This is a genomic window from Leifsonia sp. A12D58 (assembly GCF_047530025.1).
In the GTDB taxonomy this organism is placed as follows: Bacteria; Actinomycetota; Actinomycetes; order Actinomycetales; family Microbacteriaceae; genus Cryobacterium.
Genome location: NZ_JBLJAT010000007.1, coordinates 22,875 through 41,351, shown reverse-complemented (window position 1 = coordinate 41,351; position 18,477 = coordinate 22,875). Strand labels below are relative to the sequence as shown.

Below are 18,477 nucleotides of genomic sequence, written 5' to 3'. Positions count from 1 at the left end.
GTGACTATCGGTGGAGCTGTTCGGGGGTGCCACACACTGGGCACCCCCGAACAGCTCTGTGGGGTGAACCTGTCGACTAGTAGTCGAACGTGTCGACGTTGTCCTTGGTGATTTCCAGCGCCGGACCGAGCAGGAGCACCTTGGTAGCCGAATCGAACTCGACGGCTGGGAGGTCGGCGCTCACATTGTTCGTTGCTTCAAACGCGTTCCCCTCGGCCAGCTGCAGACCCGTCCATGCCGTCAGGTAGCCGAGTGCCTGTACATCCCAGAGGATGGAAGCGCTGGACGAGCCGTCCTTCAGATACGGAGCCATCGACTGCGGCGTACCGAGACCGTCAGTGAAGACGGTGCCAATCTTGCCGGCGTCCTTCACTGCCTGGGCGACACCGGGTGCCGACGAGGTGCACTCGCCGACGAGTCCGGTGAGGTCGGGGTTGGCGTTCATCAAGTCGGTGGCCATCGAGGTAGCTGCTGCCTGGTCTTCGCCTGCGTAGACGACATCGACGATCTCGGCTTCTGGGTACTTCTCGGCCGTGTACTTCTTCTGCACGTCAATCCAGGCATTCAGGTTCGCTGCCGTCTCACCACACGAGACAATCGCATACTTTCCCTTGCCGCCCATGGCCGTCATGATCGAGTCGGTGAGTGCCTGACCGATGCCCTCAACGGATGCCTGGTTCACGAAGACTTCGCGCACCGAGTTCGGGGCGTCGGTGTCTGCGGTGGCAACCTTTATGCCCTTGTCTGCAGCTTCTTTGAGCAGCGGTGCCATCGAGTCAGGGTCGTTCGGGGCGACGATCAGAGCATCGACACCCTGCTGGATGAAGGAACGGACGATGTCGGCCTGTGCTGCGGCATCCGCCGTCGTCGGCCCCTGATAGAGCCATTCGATGCCAAGTTCTTCGGCGGCCTGCTTTCCGCCGGCATTCATGGCCTCGAAATAGGGAATGCCCTGGAGCTTGGGGACGAACGCGACCTTGATCTTGCTGTCGCCATCGCCGCTGCCCGCTGTGCTGCCGGCGTCGTCGTTGCGGCTGGTGCAACCAGAGAATGTCATGACGGCTGCGAGCGCTAGCGCGCCGACCATCAGAGTCTTTTTTGCTTTGATCATTGTGTTGCCTCCTTCTGTGCTGTGCGGGGCCACGTCGCCCTCACGTCCTGGTGCGCGAACGATGTCGCGTTGGGTTCCTCGAGACCGCGGCGGCGCGACTCTGCGCGCTCGAGCCCTCGAAGCTTCTCGGCCGCATCACTCCAGCGACCATCGGAGCGCGGTTCGAAGGAGTGCGTCTGTGTACTCGCCCGAACCACCTCCCAAATCTGTTCGATCGAGCCGATCTCGCCCACGGCGCGCAACTGGCTGGCCGCGTTGCCAAGCGCGGTCGCCTCCTTCGCCCAGCAGACAACGGGAAGCCCCGTCGCGTCTGCCGTTGCTTGCTGCAGAAGGGCGTTCTGGCCACCCCCACCAACGACGGCAACCGACGTAAGTGGCACACCGGTCACCGCAGCGATATCCTCGGCGGTGAGTCGGTAGCTGAGGGCAAGAGAGTCGAACACCGTGCGCGCGATTTGGCCGATGGTTTCCGGCACCGGAATCGCATGTACGCGGCAGTAGTCCTGAATGCGCCGTGGCATGTCACCGGGGGTCAGGAACTCCGTCGCGTTTGGATTGATCAGGCTGACAAGAGGAACCTCGGCGGCGGCGCGCGTTATCAGGGTGTCGTAGTCGACACTCAAGCCATCTCGCTCCCATTCACGGCGGCACTCTTGAAGCACCCAGAGACCCATCACATTGCGAAGAAACCGCACTGTGCCGTTGTATCCGCCCTCGTTGGTGAGGTTGGCTTGCTGCGACGCTGCCGTAACCACAGGGGAATCGAGCACGACGCCAACGAGCGACCAGGTTCCCGACGAAATGAAGAGTGTCTCTGGCGACGCATCCGGTATCGCCAAGACCGCACTCGCGGTGTCATGCGCCGCTGGCAGGATTACGCGAGTCTCTGCCAGTCCCCCGACGGCGAGCTGGCCAATCACAGGGCCGACATCGGTCCCGGACGATACGACATCGGGCAAAATACCGACAGGCACATCAACGCGCTCAAGAAGTTCCGTCGCCCAGCGACCGGCCTTCATGTCATACATGCCTGTTGTGGAAGCGGCGGAGAACTCGGTAACCGTGCTCCCGGAGAGCAGCCGGTGAAAGACATCCGGCATCATCAGCATGCTCCGGGCGCGGTCGAGGAGTTTAGGGCGGAGCCGGGCATCGGTGGCGAGCCCGAAGAGCGAGTTGATCTCCATCAGCTGAGTGCCGGTAGCGTCGTAAATGGTCGAGGCTCCAACGGCGCTCACAATTTCGCTGAACACATCAATCCGGTGCTTGTCACGGTACGCAGTCGGAGCTTCGAGCAGCCGCCCCTCGTTGCCGTAGAGGCCGTAGTCGAGTCCCCAGGTATCTACGCCTACCGACGCAATCTGCGTGGACGCTGCCAGGGATGAGAGCCCGTCAGAAACCTCTCTCCACAGCCCGTCAATATCCCAGCGGAGCCAGCCGTCGACGACGGAGGGCTGATGCGGGAATCGGTGATGAATGTTGAGGCTCAGTCGTGATCCGTCGAACTGCGCGGCTCCAACCCGCCCGCTCTCTGCACCGAGGTCCACCGCGGCAACGGTGAGCGTGCTCATCCTGCTGCCCGTGAACTCTGGGCGCGTTCGGCCGCTTGAACAACGGCACGCTGGCCACTTTCCAGAATTGCCCCTGTGCCCTCGACCCGAGTGACAGGCACGCCATACGCAGCCCAATCGGCGACAAATTCGTCATCAGCGTGCTCATCGGTGAAGAGTCCGGAGATCTCGGCCGGCTCGGCAAAGGAGTGCAGGCCAAACCCACCGATCTTCGATGACGTGAACAGTCCGTAGACCGAGTCGCACGCGCTGACCAGACTCTTTTTGGTTGCCGCCTCTTCGCTCGAGAGCTCAAGCAATCCCAAATGTGTCGAGAGTGTGGCGAGGCCGAAGAATCCCATCGTTATCCGGCCGCGGCCTTCCAGGACGTTCGCGAATGCACCGATCAGAGAGCCGGATGCGCGACGCAGGACACCGCCCGGCATGATGACCGTCGCGCTGGAGTGATCCATGAACAGGCTCGCTACCCGCATGCCATACGTGACAACCATGAGATCGCGTCGGTCAAGAATTTCTTGTGCCAGGTAATAGCACGTCGTTGACGAATCGATAGCGATGACGTCGCCGTCTGAGACCAGGGCGGCCGCGTTGCGAGCCAGCGCACGTTTCGCGTTCGAGTCGTGTCGCAGCCGCTCGCTGAACGCACCCTCATCGCCGGCGGAGGAGACAACGGCGCCACCGCGCACCCGACGAAGCAGCGACCGTTGTTCCAGTGAGTCAAGGTCCTTGCGAATTGTGACAGCGGAGACACCGAACTGTTCAACGAGGTCGTTGACGAGTACGCGACCACTTGAGTTGAGTTCGAGCAGAATGCCCTCTTCGCGAACGAAGTCATAGCGTTCGGACATCTCTCTCCTCCAATCGACAACCCTGGCGACAACGCGGTCCGAAGCGTTCCGGACGTCGCGTAACTGGAAACCTAACTCAACGGCAACTTCACGTCAATGATTGAAACCGAAACGTAAGTCAAATGGGTTTCGAACGAAAGTTCGTGTCTTGACAGGGGCGAAACGGGCCTCTTAGAGTGACTGCACCAGAGCTCGTCGACTGGTCGGAATCTCTTCCGTACGGCACGAGCCTCCTCGAGGGAGAGGACCAGCGGCACGCTGGAGCGGTACTGATCCTTCGCCAGACCAGGAAAGGCCGGGACTCATGCTGATTGGCTGCCACGGGCTCGTATGGACCGGAAACTTCGATGAGACCGGCTTCGATCGTGCCGTCACCCAAAGCCTTGAGGCTGGCTTCACCCTCCTTGAGATCCCACTGCTTGAACCGGACTCCTTCGATGTGGCCGCGGCAAAACGCAGCCTGGCCAGAAACCCGATCGCCATCTCCGCTTCGCTCGGGCAGAGCGCCGACACTGACATCAGCAGCGAAGACCCCGACGTCGTGGCCGCAGGCGAACGCAAACTGAACACGGCGCTGGAGATCCTGAGCGAACTCGGGTCCGAGTACTTCGTCGGCGTCCTCTACAGCCAGCTCGCCAAATACGATGCCCCGGCCACTGCACTCGGTCGACAGAACAGCCTCGACGTGCTGCGACGGGTTGCCGAACGCGCCGGCGCACTGGGAATCCGTGTCGGGCTTGAAGTCGTCAACCGCTACGAGACCAACCTGTTCAACACGGCCAAACAGGCCTTGGCTTACCTCGACGACCTTGGCCACCCGAACGTCGGCGTCCACCTCGACACGTACCACATGAACATCGAGGAATCGGATATGGTCGGACCCGTTCTCGCCTGCGGCAACCGAATCAGCTACGTGCACATCGGCGAAAGTCACCGCGGCTACCTCGGCTCTGGAACCGTTGACTTCGACGGGTTCTTCCGCGCCCTGTCGCTCATCGGCTACACAGGGCCGATCGCTTTTGAGTCGTTTTCCAGCGCTGTCGTGAATCCGGATCTCAGTCGGAGCCTCGCCGTCTGGCGCAATCTCTGGAACGACTCGGCCGACCTCGGAGCGCACGCCAACGCCTTCATTCGCGGCAAGATCCGCGCCGTCGAAACCATTGCGCTGCACTGATTGCGAGGGGAACCCAATGACGAGCACGGTTGTGTCTGAGCGGGTGTGCTTCCAACTGCACGTCAAGCCCGATCGCATCGCTGAGTATCGCGAGCGGCACGCCGCGGTGTGGCCGGAGATGCTCCGCGCGCTGAAGCAAGCAGGGTGGAATAACTACTCGCTGTTCATCCGCGACGACGGTTTGCTCATCGGCTACGTCGAGACCGAGAGCCTCGCCACAGCCCAGGCCGGCATGGCGCTCACGGACGTCAACGCCCGCTGGCAGGCCGAGATGGCCGAATTCTTCGTCGATCTCGACGGCGCCCCAGACATCGGCTTCATCCAGCTGACCGAGGTCTTCAACCTCGACGACCAACTCGCCACATCCGTTCTCGCCGAACAGCGTTCGACGCAACCAAAAGAAGGTACCAACTCGTGAGCATCAGCGCTGCCGTCCTCACCCAGCTCGAGGTCCAGGCCATCGAACTGCCCTCCTGGGCGTTCGGCAACTCGGGAACGAGATTCAAGGTCTTCCAGACCCCCGGCACTCCCCGCACCATCCAGGAGAAGATCCAGGATGCGGCCAAGGTCAACGAGTTGACCGGGCTGGCACCTGCCGTGGCGCTGCACATCCCGTGGGACAAGGTCGACGACTATGCGGCATTGCGATCATTCGCCGAGGATCTCGGCCTCGCCCTCGGAACCGTCAACTCCAACACCTTCCAGGACGACGACTACAAGTTCGGCAGCCTCACCCACGCCGATGCCGCCATCCGCCAGAAGGCCATCGATCACCACTTCGCCTGCATCGACGTGATGGATGCCACCGGTTCGCGCGACCTCAAGATCTGGCTCGCCGACGGCACCAACTATCCGGGGCAAGGCGACCTGCGCGGCCGCCAGGATCGCCTCGCCGACTCGCTCCAGCAGATCTATGCTCGCCTCGGCGACGAGCAGCGCATGGTGCTGGAGTACAAGTTCTTCGAGCCCGCTTTTTATCACACCGATGTCCCGGACTGGGGAACCTCATACGCCCAGGTCAGCGCCCTCGGCGACAAGGCCATGGTCTGCCTCGACACCGGTCACCACGCGCCCGGCACCAACATCGAGTTCATCGTCATGCAGCTGCTGCGCCTCGGCAAGCTCGGCTCCTTCGACTTCAACTCGCGGTTCTACGCGGATGACGACCTCATCGTCGGCGCCGCAGACCCATTCCAGCTCTTCCGCATCCTCTACGAGGTGAACCGCGGCCGCGGCTTCGACGCCGGCAGCCCCGTCGCTTTCATGCTTGACCAGTGCCACAACGTCGAGGACAAGATTCCTGGCCAGATCCGCTCCGTGCTGAACGTGCAGGAGATGACGGCCAGGGTGCTCCTCGTCGACGCACCGGCATTGGCCGCTGCCCAGGATGCAGGCGACGTGCTCGGCGCCAACGGCATCCTCATGGACGCCTTCTACACGGATGTTCGACCGGAGTTGGCTGCGTGGCGCGAGTCCCGCGGCCTGGCGGCCGACCCGATGGCCGCCTATGCGGCATCCGGTTACCAGGCGAAGATCGCTGCCGAGCGTGCGGGCGGCACTCAATCGAGTTGGGGCGCCTAATCCCGTCAGCTGTCGCCGACCCTGGCACGTACGATCTCTACTCTCGAGGAAGCAGTCATGACAATCAATCCCACAGCCGCCGATCTGATCGCACGCAGCAACCGCCTCGGCAGCAACCCGAAGAACACCAACTACGCCGGGGGAAACACGTCGGCCAAGGGCAGTGAGCTCGACCCGGTGACCGGTGAGCCCGTCGAGCTGATGTGGGTCAAGGGCTCAGGCGGAGACCTCGGCACGCTCACCGAGAGCGGCCTCGCCGTGCTGCGCCTCGACCGGATGCGCTCCCTCGTGAACGTCTACCCCGGGCTCGACCGCGAAGACGAGATGGTCGCGGCCTTCGATTACACGCTGCACGGCAAGGGCGGTGCGGCCCCCTCGATCGACACCGCCATGCACGGCCTCGTCAATGCAGCGCACGTCGACCATCTGCACCCGGACTCCGGCATTGCCATTGCGACGGCGGCCGATGGCGAAGAACTCACCACGACGATCTTCGGCGACAAGGTCGTCTGGGTGCCGTGGCGCCGCCCCGGCTTCCAGCTCGGCCTCGACATCGCCGCCATCAAGGATGCCAACCCGCAGGCTGTCGGCTGCATCCTCGGTGGCCACGGCATCACCGCGTGGGGCGACACCAGCGACGAGGCTGAGGCGAACTCGCTGTGGATCATCGACACCGCAGCCGAATACATCGCCACGCACTCGACGGCAGAGCCCTTCGGCCCCGCGCTCGAAGGCTACGGTGCACTGGCTCCGGCCGAGCGCCTGGCCAAGGCTGCCGCGCTGGCGCCCACGATCCGCGGGCTGGTCTCCACCGACCGCGCGCAGGTGGGTCATTTCACCGATGACGCCGTCGTGCTCGACTTTTTGGCATCCGCTGAACACCCGCGACTGGCCGCCCTCGGCACCAGCTGCCCCGACCATTTCCTGCGCACCAAGGTGAAGCCGATGGTGCTCGACCTGCCAGCAGACGCCTCCATCGAGCACTCGATCGAGCGCCTGCAGGAGCTGCACGAGCAGTACCGCGCCGACTACCAGGCCTACTACGACCGCAACGCGGATGCCGATTCCCCCGCCATTCGCGGCGCTGACCCACTCATCGTGCTCATCCCGGGCGTCGGCATGTTCAGCTACGGCGCGAACAAGCAGACCGCCCGCGTCGCTGGCGAGTTCTACATCAATGCCATCAACGTGATGCGCGGTGCAGAGGGTCTCTCCAGCTACGCGCCGATCGACGAGGCCGAGAAGTTCCGCATCGAATACTGGGCACTCGAAGAAGCCAAACTGCAGCGGATGCCGCCGACCAAGCCGCTTGCCACCCGCGTCGCGCTCATCACCGGTGCCGCATCCGGCATCGGCAAGGCCATCGCCACCCGGCTGGCCGCCGAGGGCGCCTGCGTCGTCATCGCCGACCTCGACCTCGCCAAGGCGCAAGCCGCAGCTGCCGAGATCGGCAACACGGATGTCGCGATCGGCGTGCAGGCCAACGTGACAGATGAAGATCAGGTGCAGGCATCCGTCGATGCCACGGTGCTCGCGTTCGGCGGGCTCGACCTCGTGGTCAACAACGCCGGCCTCTCGCTGTCGAAGTCGCTGCTTGAGACCACTGTCGCCGACTGGGACCTGCAGCACAACGTGATGGCCAAGGGCTCATTCCTGGTCTCGCGTGCAGCAGCCCGCGTGCTCATCGACCAGAAGCTCGGTGGCGACATCGTCTACATCTCCTCGAAGAACTCGGTGTTCGCCGGTCCGAACAACATCGCGTACTCGGCGACCAAGGCCGACCAAGCCCACCAGGTGCGCCTGCTGGCCGCCGAACTCGGCGAACACGGCGTGAAGGTCAACGGCATCAACCCTGACGGCGTCGTCCGCGGCTCCGGCATCTTCTCCAGCGGCTGGGGTGCCAAGCGCGCCGCCGTCTACGGGGTGCCGGAAGAAGAACTGGGCGCCTACTACGCCCAGCGCACGCTGCTGAAGCGCGAGGTGCTCCCGGAGAACGTCGCGAACGCCGTGTTCGCACTCTGCTCCAGCGACCTGTCGCACACCACCGGGCTGCATATCCCGGTGGATGCCGGTGTCGCCGCGGCGTTCCTGCGATGAGCCACTCCGCCGAGAATCGCCGTTTCGACCGAGAATCGCCGTTGCATCGGCGATTCTCGGCAGCAACGGCGACTCTCGCGGCGGCGGACGCGGCATGAGCGGCGGACGCGGCGACGGACGCGGCATGAGCGGCGGACGCGGCGGCACCGTCGCGGCCGTCGACCTCGGCGCCACGAGCGGCCGGGTCATGCTCGGCCACGTCGGACCGAATGAGCTGCGACTTGAAGCCGTGACCCGCTTCCCGAACACGCCGGTCGAGGCACCGGACGGCCTGCACTGGAACATCCATGAGCTCTACCGTTCGGTCGTCGACGGGCTGGCGCACGCGGCCCGCGTCTCTCCAGGGCTGTCAAGCATCGGCATCGATTCGTGGGCCGTCGACTACGGCCTGCTGCAGGGCGACCGTCTCATCGGCATCCCGTTCCACTACCGTGATTCGCGCACGGCGGCCGGGGTCACCTCCGTACATGGGGTCGTGCCGTTTGCGGAGCTGTACGCCGAGAACGGCCTGCAGTTCCTCCCGTTCAATACGCTCTACCAACTCGAAGCAGAGCGCACCGGCGGCCTGCTTGAGCGCGCCGACCAGGCCTTGCTCATTCCGGACCTGATGGCGTACTGGCTGACAGGCGAACGGGTCGCTGAGAGCACCAATGCGTCAACGACCGGGTTGCTCAGCCTCCCAGACGGGCCCGGCGTACACCCGCACTGGAACGAGGCGCTGATCGAACGGCTCGACCTGCCACGCAGCATCTTCCCCGCGCTCGTGCAGCCGGGCGAACGCATCGGCACCCTGATTCCCTCTGTGGCTGGCACGACGGGCCTGGCCGCCTCGACACCGATCGTGGCCGTCGGGTCGCACGACACGGCATCCGCTGTGGTGGCCGTGCCGATGACCGATCCCGACGCCGCGTACATCTCCTGTGGCACCTGGGGTTTGGTCGGTGTCGAGCTCGAACGCCCCGTGCGCACGGAGGCCAGTCGCCTCGCCAACTTCACCAATGAGGGTGGCGTCGACGGCCGCGTGCGCTTCTTGCACAACGTGATGGGTACCTGGCTGCTCAGTGAATCGGTGCGGACCTGGCAGAAAGCAGACCAGAGCGTCTCGTTGTTACCACTCGTCGCCGCGGCCGAGGCAGTGACCACGCGTGTGGCCGTCTTCGACGCCAATGACCCGCGCTTCCTGGAACCAGGCGATATGCCGGCTCGAATCGCCGTCTGGTGCATCGAGCACGGCCAGCCGGTTCCGGCGAGCCAGGCCGAGTTCGTGCGCAGCATCATCGAGAGCCTCGCCCGCGCGTTCGCGGCTGCGGTGCAGACGGCGTCAGAGCTGTCGGGCGAAACGGTGAACGCCATCCACATCGTCGGGGGCGGATCTCAGAACGCGCTGCTTTGCCAGCTCACGGCCGACCACGCAGGAGTGCCCGTTCTCGCCGGTCCTGTTGAGGCGACGGCACTGGGCAATGTGCTTGTGCAGGCGCGGGCAGCCGGTCTCATCTCCGGCGACCTCGAGACGTTGCGCGCGCTGGTCGCGGCCAGCAACGAACCGGTGCGCTACGCCCCGCGGTGCGTGGCCGAATAGCGAGCTCAGTACTCGCGCGTGATCTCGACGTTCACGAACAACTCTGAGCCAAATGGGCCAGCGTACACGCCTCGAAGTGGCGCGACATCCGTGTAGTCCCTGCCCCGACCGACGAGGACATGCCGGTCGCCGATGTCGATGAGGTTCGTCGGATCGTAGCCACGCCAGCCACCGCAATACCATTCGACCCACGCGTGCGACTCCCCCGTCACGGTCTCGCCGATGGCAGCATCCGGATTCGGATGCAGGTATCCGGAGACGTAGCGGGCCGGGATTCCCACTGAGCGCAGGGCACCGAGCGCAATATGCGCGATGTCCTGGCAGACACCCTTCTTCTCTGCCCACGCCTCTGCCGCCGTTGAGTGCACCCCGGTCACTCCTGCCATGTATTCGACAGCCTCTCCGACGGCCAGACAGATGGCCAGTGCACTCTCGCACGGGGCCAGTCCGCTGGCGGCGATCTCCGCGGCGAGCGCCGCGACATCCGCAGGGGGTGTCGTTCGAGACGTTTGGGCGACCTGGTCCACTGTGTCCATGCTCGCGCGGGCAGCCGTGGCGAGTTCGGCCCAGTCGAACGGATGCGCACGATGGGTGTTCTCGCGCACTTCGACCAGGCTCGTGGCCGTGAGGGTGAGTTCCCGGTGCGGACTCAGCACGTCGAAGGCGCTCACCCTGGTTCCCCAATAGTCGACATAGGTATTGAGCGACGACATCGGCGAGATGTTAAGGAATGACGACAGCACGAACTGGTTCTCAGCACCCGCCGGCAGCATCCGCGCCTCGTTGTATGACGCGTTCACCTCACCCTCGTAGTGGAAACCGGTGGTGTGGGTGATGCGATGGCGCTTCACAGGCGCTCTCCCGTCCAGCTCGGTGCAGCGCTCGTGGGAAAGTAACGCTGGCGGATCGCTTCGCTGGCGGCACTCGTGGCATCCTGCACACTGTCCATCTGCGCCGGCAGGTCTTCAAGGATGTCCACTATGGGCCGGTATTCGAGCTCACTGCGCATCTGGCCGAACAGGCGTTGTGCATTGTCAGAGACCCCCACCCTGTCGAGGCGCGGCTCCAGGGCCCGCATGCATTCCTCAGCACGCGTCACAGAGAAGAGGATGGAGCGCGGAAACAGCCGGTCAAGGAGTAGGAACTCGGCGGCATTCTGCGCAGACGGCACCCCCCGGTAGGTGCGGAGGTACGCCTCGTACGCGCCACATGAGCGGAGAATTGTCGTCCACGATGGGCCGGATGCCTCGGTGAGTGAGCGCGTGGCCAGCAGCCTGGCCGTCATATCCGCCCGTTCGAGGCTGCGGCCGAGCGTGAAGAAGTGCCACGCGTCGTCTCTGCTGGTCGCCGACTCAATGATGCCAACGGCCAGCGCAGCCCGCTCATGAACCCAGTGAAAGAACTCATGCACCTTGTCATCTGCGACGCGGCGCGGCATTCTGGCCCTCGTTGTGTTCAGGCACTCCCAGAGTTCGCTCGATACGATCTCGCGCGCACGGCGGGCGTTCTCCCTGGCCGCGCCCAGCGAATATGCGATGGACGCCGGCTGCGACCGGTCGACGGCGAGGATGCCAAGCACGTCCTTGCGGGTGAGGATCTTGTCCGCCGGAGGCTCGCTGCCCATCACGGACAACAGTGAACGACAGGCGGTATCCTCGTCGATCCACGGGTCCTCGAGCAGCAGTTGCAGATGAACGTCGAGGATGCGCGCTGTGCCATCCGATCGCTCAATGTAACGTCCGATCCAGAAGAGTGATTCTGCGATTCGAGAAAGCATTAGGCGTCCTCCTTGACGTTCATCTGCTGTTGCTGCTGTTGCTGCTGGTCGGTGCGCGGATCGTCCTGCGGGGAGTGATCGGGCGCATGAGGCTTGTCGTGGTGTGCGGGCAACGCCACCGTCGCAGCCGCCTGCTCAGAGACAAGACCCTGGATGTCGTGCGGGTCGACCACGCTCACTGGCGTGCCTGCAGGGGCGCCGACGACCCAGGTGTCCTTGGAACCGCCGCCCTGGCTGGAGTTGACGACAAGCTGCCCCTCTGGCATCGCCACCCGGGTGAGACCGCCTGGCAGCACCCAGATGTCGCTACCGTCATTGACCGCGAACGGGCGAAGATCAGCATGCCGCGGCCTCATGCCGTCTTCGACGAGCGTGGGAATCGTTGACAGCTGCACGACCGGCTGGGCGATCCAGCCACGCGGGTCGGCAATGAGCCGTTTCCGGAGCTCGGCGAGTTCGGTGGGCGTGGCATCCGGTCCTACGACCAAGCCTTTGCCGCCCGAACCGTCAACGGGCTTCACGACGAGTTCGTCGAGGCGGTCGAGCACCTCTTCGAGTGCCCCCGGATCTTCGAGGCGCCATGTGTCAACGTTCGGCAGGATCGCATCTTCTCCCAGGTAGTAGCGGATGAGATCTGGCACGTATGTGTAGACGAGCTTGTCGTCCGCAACACCGTTTCCGACGGCGTTCGCGATTGTCACGTTGCCGAGCCTGGCCGCCAGCAGCAGACCTGGGGATCCGAGCATTGAGTCGTCCCTGAACTGCAGTGGGTCAAGGAATTCGTCGTCGACCCGGCGATAGATCACATCGACCCGCATCGGGCCTGCCGTTGTGCGCATCCACACCTTGCCGCCTGAGACGTAAAGGTCACGCCCCTCAACAAGTTCGACGCCCATCAGCCTCGCGAGCAGGGTGTGCTCGAAGTACGCCGAGTTGAAGACACCGGGCGTCAGCACCACGACATTGGGGTCGTCGACACCCTCTGGTGCGCTCGCCCGGAGGGCCTGCAGGAGCCGGATCGGGTATTCGCCGACGGGTTGCACCCTGAGCGAGACGAAGAGTTCCGGCAGCGTTTGAGCCATGACCCGGCGATTGGAGATGACGTAGCTGACGCCGCTCGGCACCCGCACATTGTCTTCCAATACCCGCCAGGCTCCCTTCTCATCGCGGATGAGGTCGATTCCGGACACCTGGATGCGCACGCCGTTCGCGCTGACGATCCCCGCTGCCTGCCGGTGGAAATGGCTCGACGAGCTGATCAGGGACGCCGGGATGACGCCATCCCGAACTGCCCTTTGGCCGCCGTAGACATCGGCAAGGAAAGCCTCAAGCGCTCGCACCCGCTGCTTGATGCCGGCCTCGACATCGACCCATTCGCTGTGGTCGATGACTCGCGGAACGGCATCAAGCGGGAACGGGCGCTCCTCGCCGGCGAAGTCGAAGGTGACTCCCTGAGCCAGGTATGAACTTGCCAGGGCTTCGGTTCTCCCGCGCAGCTCTGCTTTGGTCATCTGGGCGAGCGCCTGGTAAATCTCCTTGTATGCCGGCCTCGCTTCCACATGGCCGCGCCCTGTCGGCTCAGCGAACATCTCGTCCCACGCCGCGCTGCCGGTTCGTTTACGGGGCAGAAGCGTTGAGCCATACCCGTCAAAGAGGTCCACCATGGGCCGAGCCTAGGACTGCCCTGTTGCGGGGGTGTTTCCGGGAGGCTGCCCGCCGGTGTCGAATTGGCCGGCCACCGATCATGGTGAACCTCGGCGATGTCAGCCAGGCAGCTGCGAGGACACCAGCCAGGCGCCCCGCCGCACGGCGCGCTCCAGATCTCGCGCCCGCACATTGAAGTCCGCGGCCGAGACCGACACAGAGACGGCGCCGATCGTGCGACCGGTGCGCGAGCGCACGGGAGCCGCGATACAAGCCAGCTTCGGCATGTACTCCTCGATCTCTACCGCGAGTTGCTGGGCGCGCACGTCGTCCAGTTGTTCCCGCAGGCCGGCGACATCCGTCACGCTGTCGGCCGTCAGCGCCAGCGGACTGTGCCGCTCCAAAAACCGACCAAGCGCGGCCTCGTCCTTGGCCGCCAGCATCAGTTTGCCGAACGCCGTCACGTGCGACGCCTCGGCAAAGCCGACGTGCAGCTGCGAGATGCGCGGATGCTCAGCTGAGTCCTCGATGTGGGCGACGGCGATGTCATCTCCCCTGAAGACGGTGAGATAGGCCGGTGCGTGGGCGCTCTCGTGCACCGACTGAAGCACGCTCCGCACCTCGGGCGTCGCCAGCAGCTGCAGGTGCACAGCTCGGCCGAGCGCATCGACAGTGCGACCCAGGATGTACCGGTGATCGCCGGCCTGGCTACTGATGTAGTCGGCTTTCTGCAACGTGGCGAGCAATCGGTAGCTTGTCGAAAGTGACAGCCCGAGTTCGCGGGCGACCTCGGCTGCGCTCGCGCCCATCGGCGACGATCCGATCAGCTCGAGGATGCGCAGCGCGCGCTCTGCCGATTGGATGCCCGCGCCATCGCGGGGCTGCATCGCTGAAGCCATGCCCAGAGTGTAGGTCAGGCGCTGGGCGGCTGAATAGGGCGCGGGCGGGCGAATCCGCATCCGTTTCGCACATGGTGGGAAAGCCGGTTGTCCGCGGCGAGCGCGCTTACGCACACTTGTGAAAGCGGATGCCGTCACCCCGCATTCCACACATACAGAGAGGTATGACATGGCCAAGGTACTCATTCTCACCGGAGACGCCGCTGAGACACTCGAGGTTTTCTACCCGTACCAGCGACTGCTGGAGGCCGGTTATGAGGTGCACATCGCCGCGCCAGAGAAGAAGAAGCTGCAGTTTGTCGTGCACGACTTCATCGATGGCTTCGACACCTACACCGAGAAGCTCGGCCACACCTGGGACGCCGACATCGCATTCAAAGATGTGAACAGTGACGACTATGTAGCCATCGTGGTGCCAGGTGGCCGCGCGCCCGAATACATCCGCAACGACGAGGATGCGAAGCGAATCGTGCGTGAGGTCTTTGACCGCAACGCTCCCGTCGCCGCGCTCTGTCACGGCCCGATGCTGCTCGCCGCAGCCGGAGTGCTGCAGGGACGCACCTCATCGGCATACCCGGCGCTCTCGCTCGACGTCGAATTCGGCGGTGGCACCTACGAGAACGGCGCAGCTGTCGTCGACGGCAATCTGGTGTCCGGCCGGGCCTGGCCAGACCACCCGTCATGGATGCGCGAGTTCATGCGCATCCTCGAAGCAGCCCACCCTGCGACGGATTCTGGCAGCACGGCAGGCGACTCTGAGGCCGCCGTGCAGCCGGTCAGCGTTCCGGCCTAACGGGCCGGTTCGATCACGGGGCGCGCATCGAGCGTTCTCTCGTAGGGGCGAGAGAAACCGATGTGCGCCCCGTGGTCTGTTCTGTCGTCGTCTAAGCGGATGCGACGTCGAGCGCCGCGAGCTCGGCATCCGTCAGCACCAACGCGGCCGAGGCGAGCAGATCGGGCAGCTGCTCGGTGATGCGAGCGCTGGCGATCGGCGCAACTACTGTGGGCTGCTGGCGGAGCCAGGCCAGCGACACGCTTGCCACCGACGTCTCATGAGCTGCGGCAATCGAGTCGAGGGATGCAAGTACCCGGCGACCGCGCTCATCGAGGTATGCGCGGGCACCATCGGCGCGCGGGCTCTCTGAGGTCGAAGCGCTCTCATCACGGTACTTGCCGGCCAGGAACCCGCTGGCGAGCGAGAAATACGGGAACACGGCGAGGTTCTCGCGTTCTGCACGTTCGCGCAGCCCGGACTCGAAGGCACGATTAACCAGGTTGTAGTGCGGCTGCAGGGCGACTGCGCGGTGCAGGCCGTTCTCGGCGGTGATCCTGAACCACTCGTCAATGCGCTCCGGCGTGTAGTTGGAGATCGCGATGTAGCGAACCTTGCCCGCGTCGACCAGCGCTGAAAGCGCACCGACAGTTTCGTCGAGCGGCACCGATGCATCGTCAAAGTGGGCGTAGTAGAGGTCGATGTGGTCTGTCTTCAGCCGGCCGAGCGATGCATCGGCAGCGAGGCGGATGTTGTCGGCAGCGAGCCCGGAGAACTGCGGATGGGTACTCACCTTGGTGGCAATCACGACATCGTCGCGGTTACCCCTGGCGGTGTGCCAGTTGCCGATGATGGTCTCGCTCTCGCCACCGGTATTACCGGGCACCCAGTGCGAGTAGCCGTCTGCCGAGTCGATGAAGTTACCTCCGCCGGCGACGAAGCCGTCAAGCACGTCGAACGAGGTCGGCTCATCAGCCGTCCAGCCGAAAACGTTGCCCCCAAGGACCAGCGGGAAGATCTCAAGATCCGAGTCGCCGACGCGGCTCCGTGCGGTACTGACTGACGTTTCTGCCATGAAAATCTCCTTCGTGTCCAGCCGAACTGCGTTCAGGCGTTATCGGTCGCCCAATCAGGCTAACCATGCCGGAGCTCGAAGATTCCCGGGTGCCCCAAAGCTGCACATTTGCGCGTAATAGTCTGTAAGCTGTGTGGTCTGACCACAGGAGCTCAGCACTGAGTTCCCCACCGCGAACGAGAGGCCAGCGAGTGAGCGACGAGCGACGAGCCTGGCAAATGGTGCTCGAACACATCGAGGCCGATCTGCTCTCCGGCGCATTGCGGCCCGGCGACCACCTGCCGAGTGAACGAGCACTCTCCATCGAACTCGGCGTCGGCCGATCGAGCGTGCGAGAAGCCATCCGGGTACTCGAAGTGCTCGGTCTCATCCGCACGGCGACCGGGTCCGGCCCCACCTCCGGCGCAATCATCGTCGCAACTCCCTCGGGCGGAATGAGCGCGCTGATGCGTCTGCAGGTCGCGGCCACCGGTTTCGCGGTCTCCGACATCGTCAAGACCAGGCTCGTGCTTGAGACAAGCGTCGCCGCCGATTTGGCCGCAACCGAGCCACGTCCCGACCTCACACTGGCAACCGATCTGCTGGATGCCATGGAACCAGGCGAAGCGGATGCCACCCAGCTGACGATCAACGAATTCCTCGCCCTCGACACCCAGTTCCACCTCACGTTGGCCGAGATCCTCGGCAATCAGGTGATCGCCGCCACGATGGCCGGTCTGCGCAGCTCGGTCGAGAGCTACGCCAGGGTGGGCGCCAGCCACCTGGATTCCTGGGCAGACGCATCCGCTCGCCTGATGCACGAGCACCGCCAGATCATCGCTGCCATCGAGGCAGGCGATGCCGACCGAGCCAGAACCGTCGTGCACGCGCATATCTCCGGCTACTACGCCGAAAGCCACCTCACCGGGCAGCAGCTCGACCAATAGAAGGAGTCCACACCGTGGTGAAACGCCAATTCCCCAACCCCGTCGAGCTCGCCGAGCTGATGAAGTTCAAGACGCCGACCCTCAACCCGACCGACCGACGGCTCGGAAAGGCGCTGACCATTGCTGATCTGCGCGCCATTGCCAAGCGCCGCACCCCCAAAGCGCCATTCGACTACACCGAGGGTGCAGCCGAGGGTGAAATCTCGCTGTCCCGCGCCCGTCAGGCCTTCCAGGACATCGAGTTCCACCCGTCGATCCTGCGCAATGTGCCCGTGGTCGACACCAGCTGCGAGGTTCTGGGCGGCCCCAGCTCGCTTCCGTTCGGCATCGCGCCCACCGGTTTCACCCGCATGATGCAGACAGAGGGCGAGACTGCCGGCGCCGGCGCTGCCGGGGCTGCCGGCATCCCGTTCACGCTGTCGACACTCGGCACCACCTCGATCGAAGACGTCAAGGCCGCTAACCCCCACGGACGCAACTGGTTTCAGCTCTACGTGATGCGCGACCGGGAGATTTCATACGGCCTCGCGCGCCGTGCTGCAGCAGCCGGCTACGACACCCTGTTCTTCACCGTCGACACCCCCGTCGCGGGCGCCAGGCACCGCGACAAGCGCAACGGCTTCTCGATTCCGCCCCAGCTCACGCCGGCAACCGTGATCAACGCGCTGCCCCGACCGGCCTGGTGGATCAACTTCCTGACAACCCCCAAGCTCGAGTTCGCCTCTCTCTCGTCTACCGGCGGCACAGTCGGCGAACTGATCGACGACGCCATGGACCCCACCATCTCGTTCGACGACTTGGAGATCATCAGGTCGATGTGGCCGGGCAAGATCGTTGTCAAGGGCGTGCAGACGGTTGAAGACGCCAAGATCCTCGCCGAACTGGGCGTCGACGGCATCGTGCTTTCGAACCACGGCGGACGCCAGCTCGACCGCGCTCCCATTCCCTTCCGCCTGCTGCCGCACGTCGTCCGCGAGGTTGGCAAGGATCTCGAGGTGCAGATCGATACCGGCATCATGAACGGTGCCGACATCGTGGCATCCATCGCGCTCGGGGCGAACTTCACGCTTATCGGCCGCGCGTACCTCTATGGCCTGATGGCCGGCGGACGTCGCGGCGTCGACAAGACGATCGAGATTCTGCGCACCGAGGTCGAGCGCACAATGAAGCTGCTCGAGGTTTCGACGCTCGCCGAGCTCGGCCCGCAGCACGTCACCCAGCTGGCGCAGCTGATGCCGATCGCCCAGCCGATAGCGGATGCCGCCGCAGCGGTTCCGGCACGCAAGGCACCGGTTCGTAAGCCGGTCGCCACAGCATCCGTCGTGAAGAAATCTCCCGCTGCCCAGAAGTCAGTCGCAGCCGCGTCCAAGTAGCGCTGGCCGCAGACAGCCATCGACCGGGAGTCCTGCTTACGGAAACTCCCGGT

16 protein-coding genes are annotated in these 18,477 nt (G+C 64.4%); 8 read left to right on the top strand and 8 right to left on the bottom strand.

Annotated features, from left to right (window positions below; translation table 11 throughout):
• Window positions 1-76 precede the first annotated feature (76 nt).
• The 3 genes from ACMT3I_RS14525 to ACMT3I_RS14515 are packed head-to-tail and all read right to left on the bottom strand — an operon-like array spanning window position 77 to window position 3,527.
• Window positions 77-1,111 (bottom strand): autoinducer 2 ABC transporter substrate-binding protein, encoded by a 1,035-nt coding sequence (locus tag ACMT3I_RS14525; RefSeq protein WP_414805234.1) that lies wholly within the window; start codon window positions 1,109-1,111, stop codon window positions 77-79.
• A complete protein-coding gene (locus tag ACMT3I_RS14520; RefSeq protein ID WP_414805233.1) occupies window positions 1,108-2,679 on the bottom strand; it encodes a rhamnulokinase in 1,572 nt (523 codons plus the stop codon). Before ACMT3I_RS14520 ends, ACMT3I_RS14525 begins: the two co-directional genes overlap by 4 nt.
• A complete protein-coding gene (locus ACMT3I_RS14515) occupies window positions 2,676-3,527 on the bottom strand; it encodes a DeoR/GlpR family DNA-binding transcription regulator (protein ID WP_414805232.1) in 852 nt (283 codons plus the stop codon). The genes ACMT3I_RS14520 and ACMT3I_RS14515 overlap by 4 nt, the downstream gene beginning before the upstream one ends.
• 304 nt (window positions 3,528-3,831) lie before the next feature.
• On the opposite strand from ACMT3I_RS14515, the gene ACMT3I_RS14510 reads away from it, so the two are divergent.
• The 5 genes from ACMT3I_RS14510 to ACMT3I_RS14490 all read left to right on the top strand — a co-directional run bounded on the left by ACMT3I_RS14510 (window position 3,832) and on the right by ACMT3I_RS14490 (window position 9,958).
• Entirely contained in the window at window positions 3,832-4,701 is an 870-nt protein-coding gene (locus ACMT3I_RS14510; RefSeq protein ID WP_414805231.1) for a sugar phosphate isomerase/epimerase family protein, read from the top strand.
• 16 nt (window positions 4,702-4,717) lie between these two features.
• On the top strand, window positions 4,718-5,119 hold the full coding sequence (locus ACMT3I_RS14505; RefSeq protein WP_414805230.1) for an L-rhamnose mutarotase: 402 nt from the start codon (window positions 4,718-4,720) through the stop codon (window positions 5,117-5,119).
• Window positions 5,116-6,282 carry an L-rhamnose isomerase gene (gene rhaI / locus ACMT3I_RS14500; RefSeq protein WP_414805229.1) on the top strand — a complete coding sequence of 389 codons (1,167 nt, stop codon included), beginning with the start codon at window positions 5,116-5,118 and terminating at the stop codon, window positions 6,280-6,282. The genes ACMT3I_RS14505 and rhaI overlap by 4 nt, the downstream gene beginning before the upstream one ends.
• 57 nt (window positions 6,283-6,339) lie before the next feature.
• Window positions 6,340-8,379, top strand: coding sequence for a bifunctional aldolase/short-chain dehydrogenase (locus ACMT3I_RS14495; protein ID WP_414805228.1), 2,040 nt, complete (start codon window positions 6,340-6,342; stop codon window positions 8,377-8,379).
• A 94-nt stretch (window positions 8,380-8,473) separates the two neighbouring features.
• A complete protein-coding gene (locus ACMT3I_RS14490) occupies window positions 8,474-9,958 on the top strand; it encodes a rhamnulokinase (protein ID WP_414805227.1) in 1,485 nt (494 codons plus the stop codon).
• Between the two features lie 5 nt (window positions 9,959-9,963).
• Here ACMT3I_RS14490 and ACMT3I_RS14485 read toward each other — a convergent pair whose 3' ends face one another.
• The 4 genes from ACMT3I_RS14485 to ACMT3I_RS14470 form a co-directional block, all read right to left on the bottom strand.
• Entirely contained in the window at window positions 9,964-10,809 is an 846-nt protein-coding gene (locus ACMT3I_RS14485) for a transglutaminase family protein (RefSeq protein WP_414805226.1), read from the bottom strand.
• The gene (locus ACMT3I_RS14480; protein WP_414805225.1) at window positions 10,806-11,735 is read right to left on the bottom strand and encodes an alpha-E domain-containing protein; all 930 of its coding nucleotides are present in this window, start codon (window positions 11,733-11,735) and stop codon (window positions 10,806-10,808) included. The genes ACMT3I_RS14485 and ACMT3I_RS14480 overlap by 4 nt, the downstream gene beginning before the upstream one ends.
• Window positions 11,735-13,399, bottom strand: coding sequence for a circularly permuted type 2 ATP-grasp protein (locus ACMT3I_RS14475; protein WP_414805224.1), 1,665 nt, complete (start codon window positions 13,397-13,399; stop codon window positions 11,735-11,737). Before ACMT3I_RS14475 ends, ACMT3I_RS14480 begins: the two co-directional genes overlap by 1 nt.
• 99 nt (window positions 13,400-13,498) lie before the next feature.
• Entirely contained in the window at window positions 13,499-14,278 is a 780-nt protein-coding gene (locus ACMT3I_RS14470; RefSeq protein ID WP_414805223.1) for an IclR family transcriptional regulator, read from the bottom strand.
• Window positions 14,279-14,447: 169 nt separating this feature from the next.
• On the opposite strand from ACMT3I_RS14470, the gene ACMT3I_RS14465 reads away from it, so the two are divergent.
• The gene (locus tag ACMT3I_RS14465; RefSeq protein ID WP_414805222.1) at window positions 14,448-15,071 is read left to right on the top strand and encodes a DJ-1/PfpI family protein; all 624 of its coding nucleotides are present in this window, start codon (window positions 14,448-14,450) and stop codon (window positions 15,069-15,071) included.
• A gap of 91 nt (window positions 15,072-15,162) precedes the next feature.
• Here ACMT3I_RS14465 and ACMT3I_RS14460 read toward each other — a convergent pair whose 3' ends face one another.
• A complete protein-coding gene (locus tag ACMT3I_RS14460; RefSeq protein ID WP_414805221.1) occupies window positions 15,163-16,125 on the bottom strand; it encodes an aldo/keto reductase in 963 nt (320 codons plus the stop codon).
• A gap of 191 nt (window positions 16,126-16,316) precedes the next feature.
• Here ACMT3I_RS14460 and ACMT3I_RS14455 point away from each other — a divergent pair, with 191 nt between their 5' ends.
• Both ACMT3I_RS14455 and ACMT3I_RS14450 read left to right on the top strand, forming a co-directional pair.
• Window positions 16,317-17,051 (top strand): FadR/GntR family transcriptional regulator, encoded by a 735-nt coding sequence (locus tag ACMT3I_RS14455; protein WP_414805220.1) that lies wholly within the window; start codon window positions 16,317-16,319, stop codon window positions 17,049-17,051.
• A 14-nt stretch (window positions 17,052-17,065) separates the two neighbouring features.
• Window positions 17,066-18,424, top strand: a complete 1,359-nt coding sequence (locus ACMT3I_RS14450; RefSeq protein ID WP_414805219.1) for an alpha-hydroxy-acid oxidizing protein — start codon at window positions 17,066-17,068, stop codon at window positions 18,422-18,424.
• Window positions 18,425-18,477 lie beyond the last annotated feature (53 nt).

What these genes read in the sequence shown, in the direction of transcription:
- ACMT3I_RS14490 (WP_414805227.1), top strand. Translation starts at nt 8,474, where the DNA reads ATGAGCGGCGGACGCGGCGACGGACGCGGCATGAGCGGCGGACGCGGC.
- ACMT3I_RS14480 (WP_414805225.1), bottom strand. Translation starts at nt 11,735, where the DNA reads ATGCTTTCTCGAATCGCAGAATCACTCTTCTGGATCGGACGTTACATT.
- ACMT3I_RS14470 (WP_414805223.1), bottom strand. Translation starts at nt 14,278, where the DNA reads ATGGCTTCAGCGATGCAGCCCCGCGATGGCGCGGGCATCCAATCGGCA.
- ACMT3I_RS14515 (WP_414805232.1), bottom strand. Translation starts at nt 3,527, where the DNA reads ATGTCCGAACGCTATGACTTCGTTCGCGAAGAGGGCATTCTGCTCGAA.
- ACMT3I_RS14520 (WP_414805233.1), bottom strand. Translation starts at nt 2,679, where the DNA reads ATGAGCACGCTCACCGTTGCCGCGGTGGACCTCGGTGCAGAGAGCGGG.
- ACMT3I_RS14510 (WP_414805231.1), top strand. Translation starts at nt 3,832, where the DNA reads ATGCTGATTGGCTGCCACGGGCTCGTATGGACCGGAAACTTCGATGAG.
- ACMT3I_RS14475 (WP_414805224.1), bottom strand. Translation starts at nt 13,399, where the DNA reads ATGGTGGACCTCTTTGACGGGTATGGCTCAACGCTTCTGCCCCGTAAA.
- ACMT3I_RS14525 (WP_414805234.1), bottom strand. Translation starts at nt 1,111, where the DNA reads ATGATCAAAGCAAAAAAGACTCTGATGGTCGGCGCGCTAGCGCTCGCA.
- ACMT3I_RS14505 (WP_414805230.1), top strand. Translation starts at nt 4,718, where the DNA reads ATGACGAGCACGGTTGTGTCTGAGCGGGTGTGCTTCCAACTGCACGTC.
- ACMT3I_RS14495 (WP_414805228.1), top strand. Translation starts at nt 6,340, where the DNA reads ATGACAATCAATCCCACAGCCGCCGATCTGATCGCACGCAGCAACCGC.
- ACMT3I_RS14465 (WP_414805222.1), top strand. Translation starts at nt 14,448, where the DNA reads ATGGCCAAGGTACTCATTCTCACCGGAGACGCCGCTGAGACACTCGAG.
- ACMT3I_RS14460 (WP_414805221.1), bottom strand. Translation starts at nt 16,125, where the DNA reads ATGGCAGAAACGTCAGTCAGTACCGCACGGAGCCGCGTCGGCGACTCG.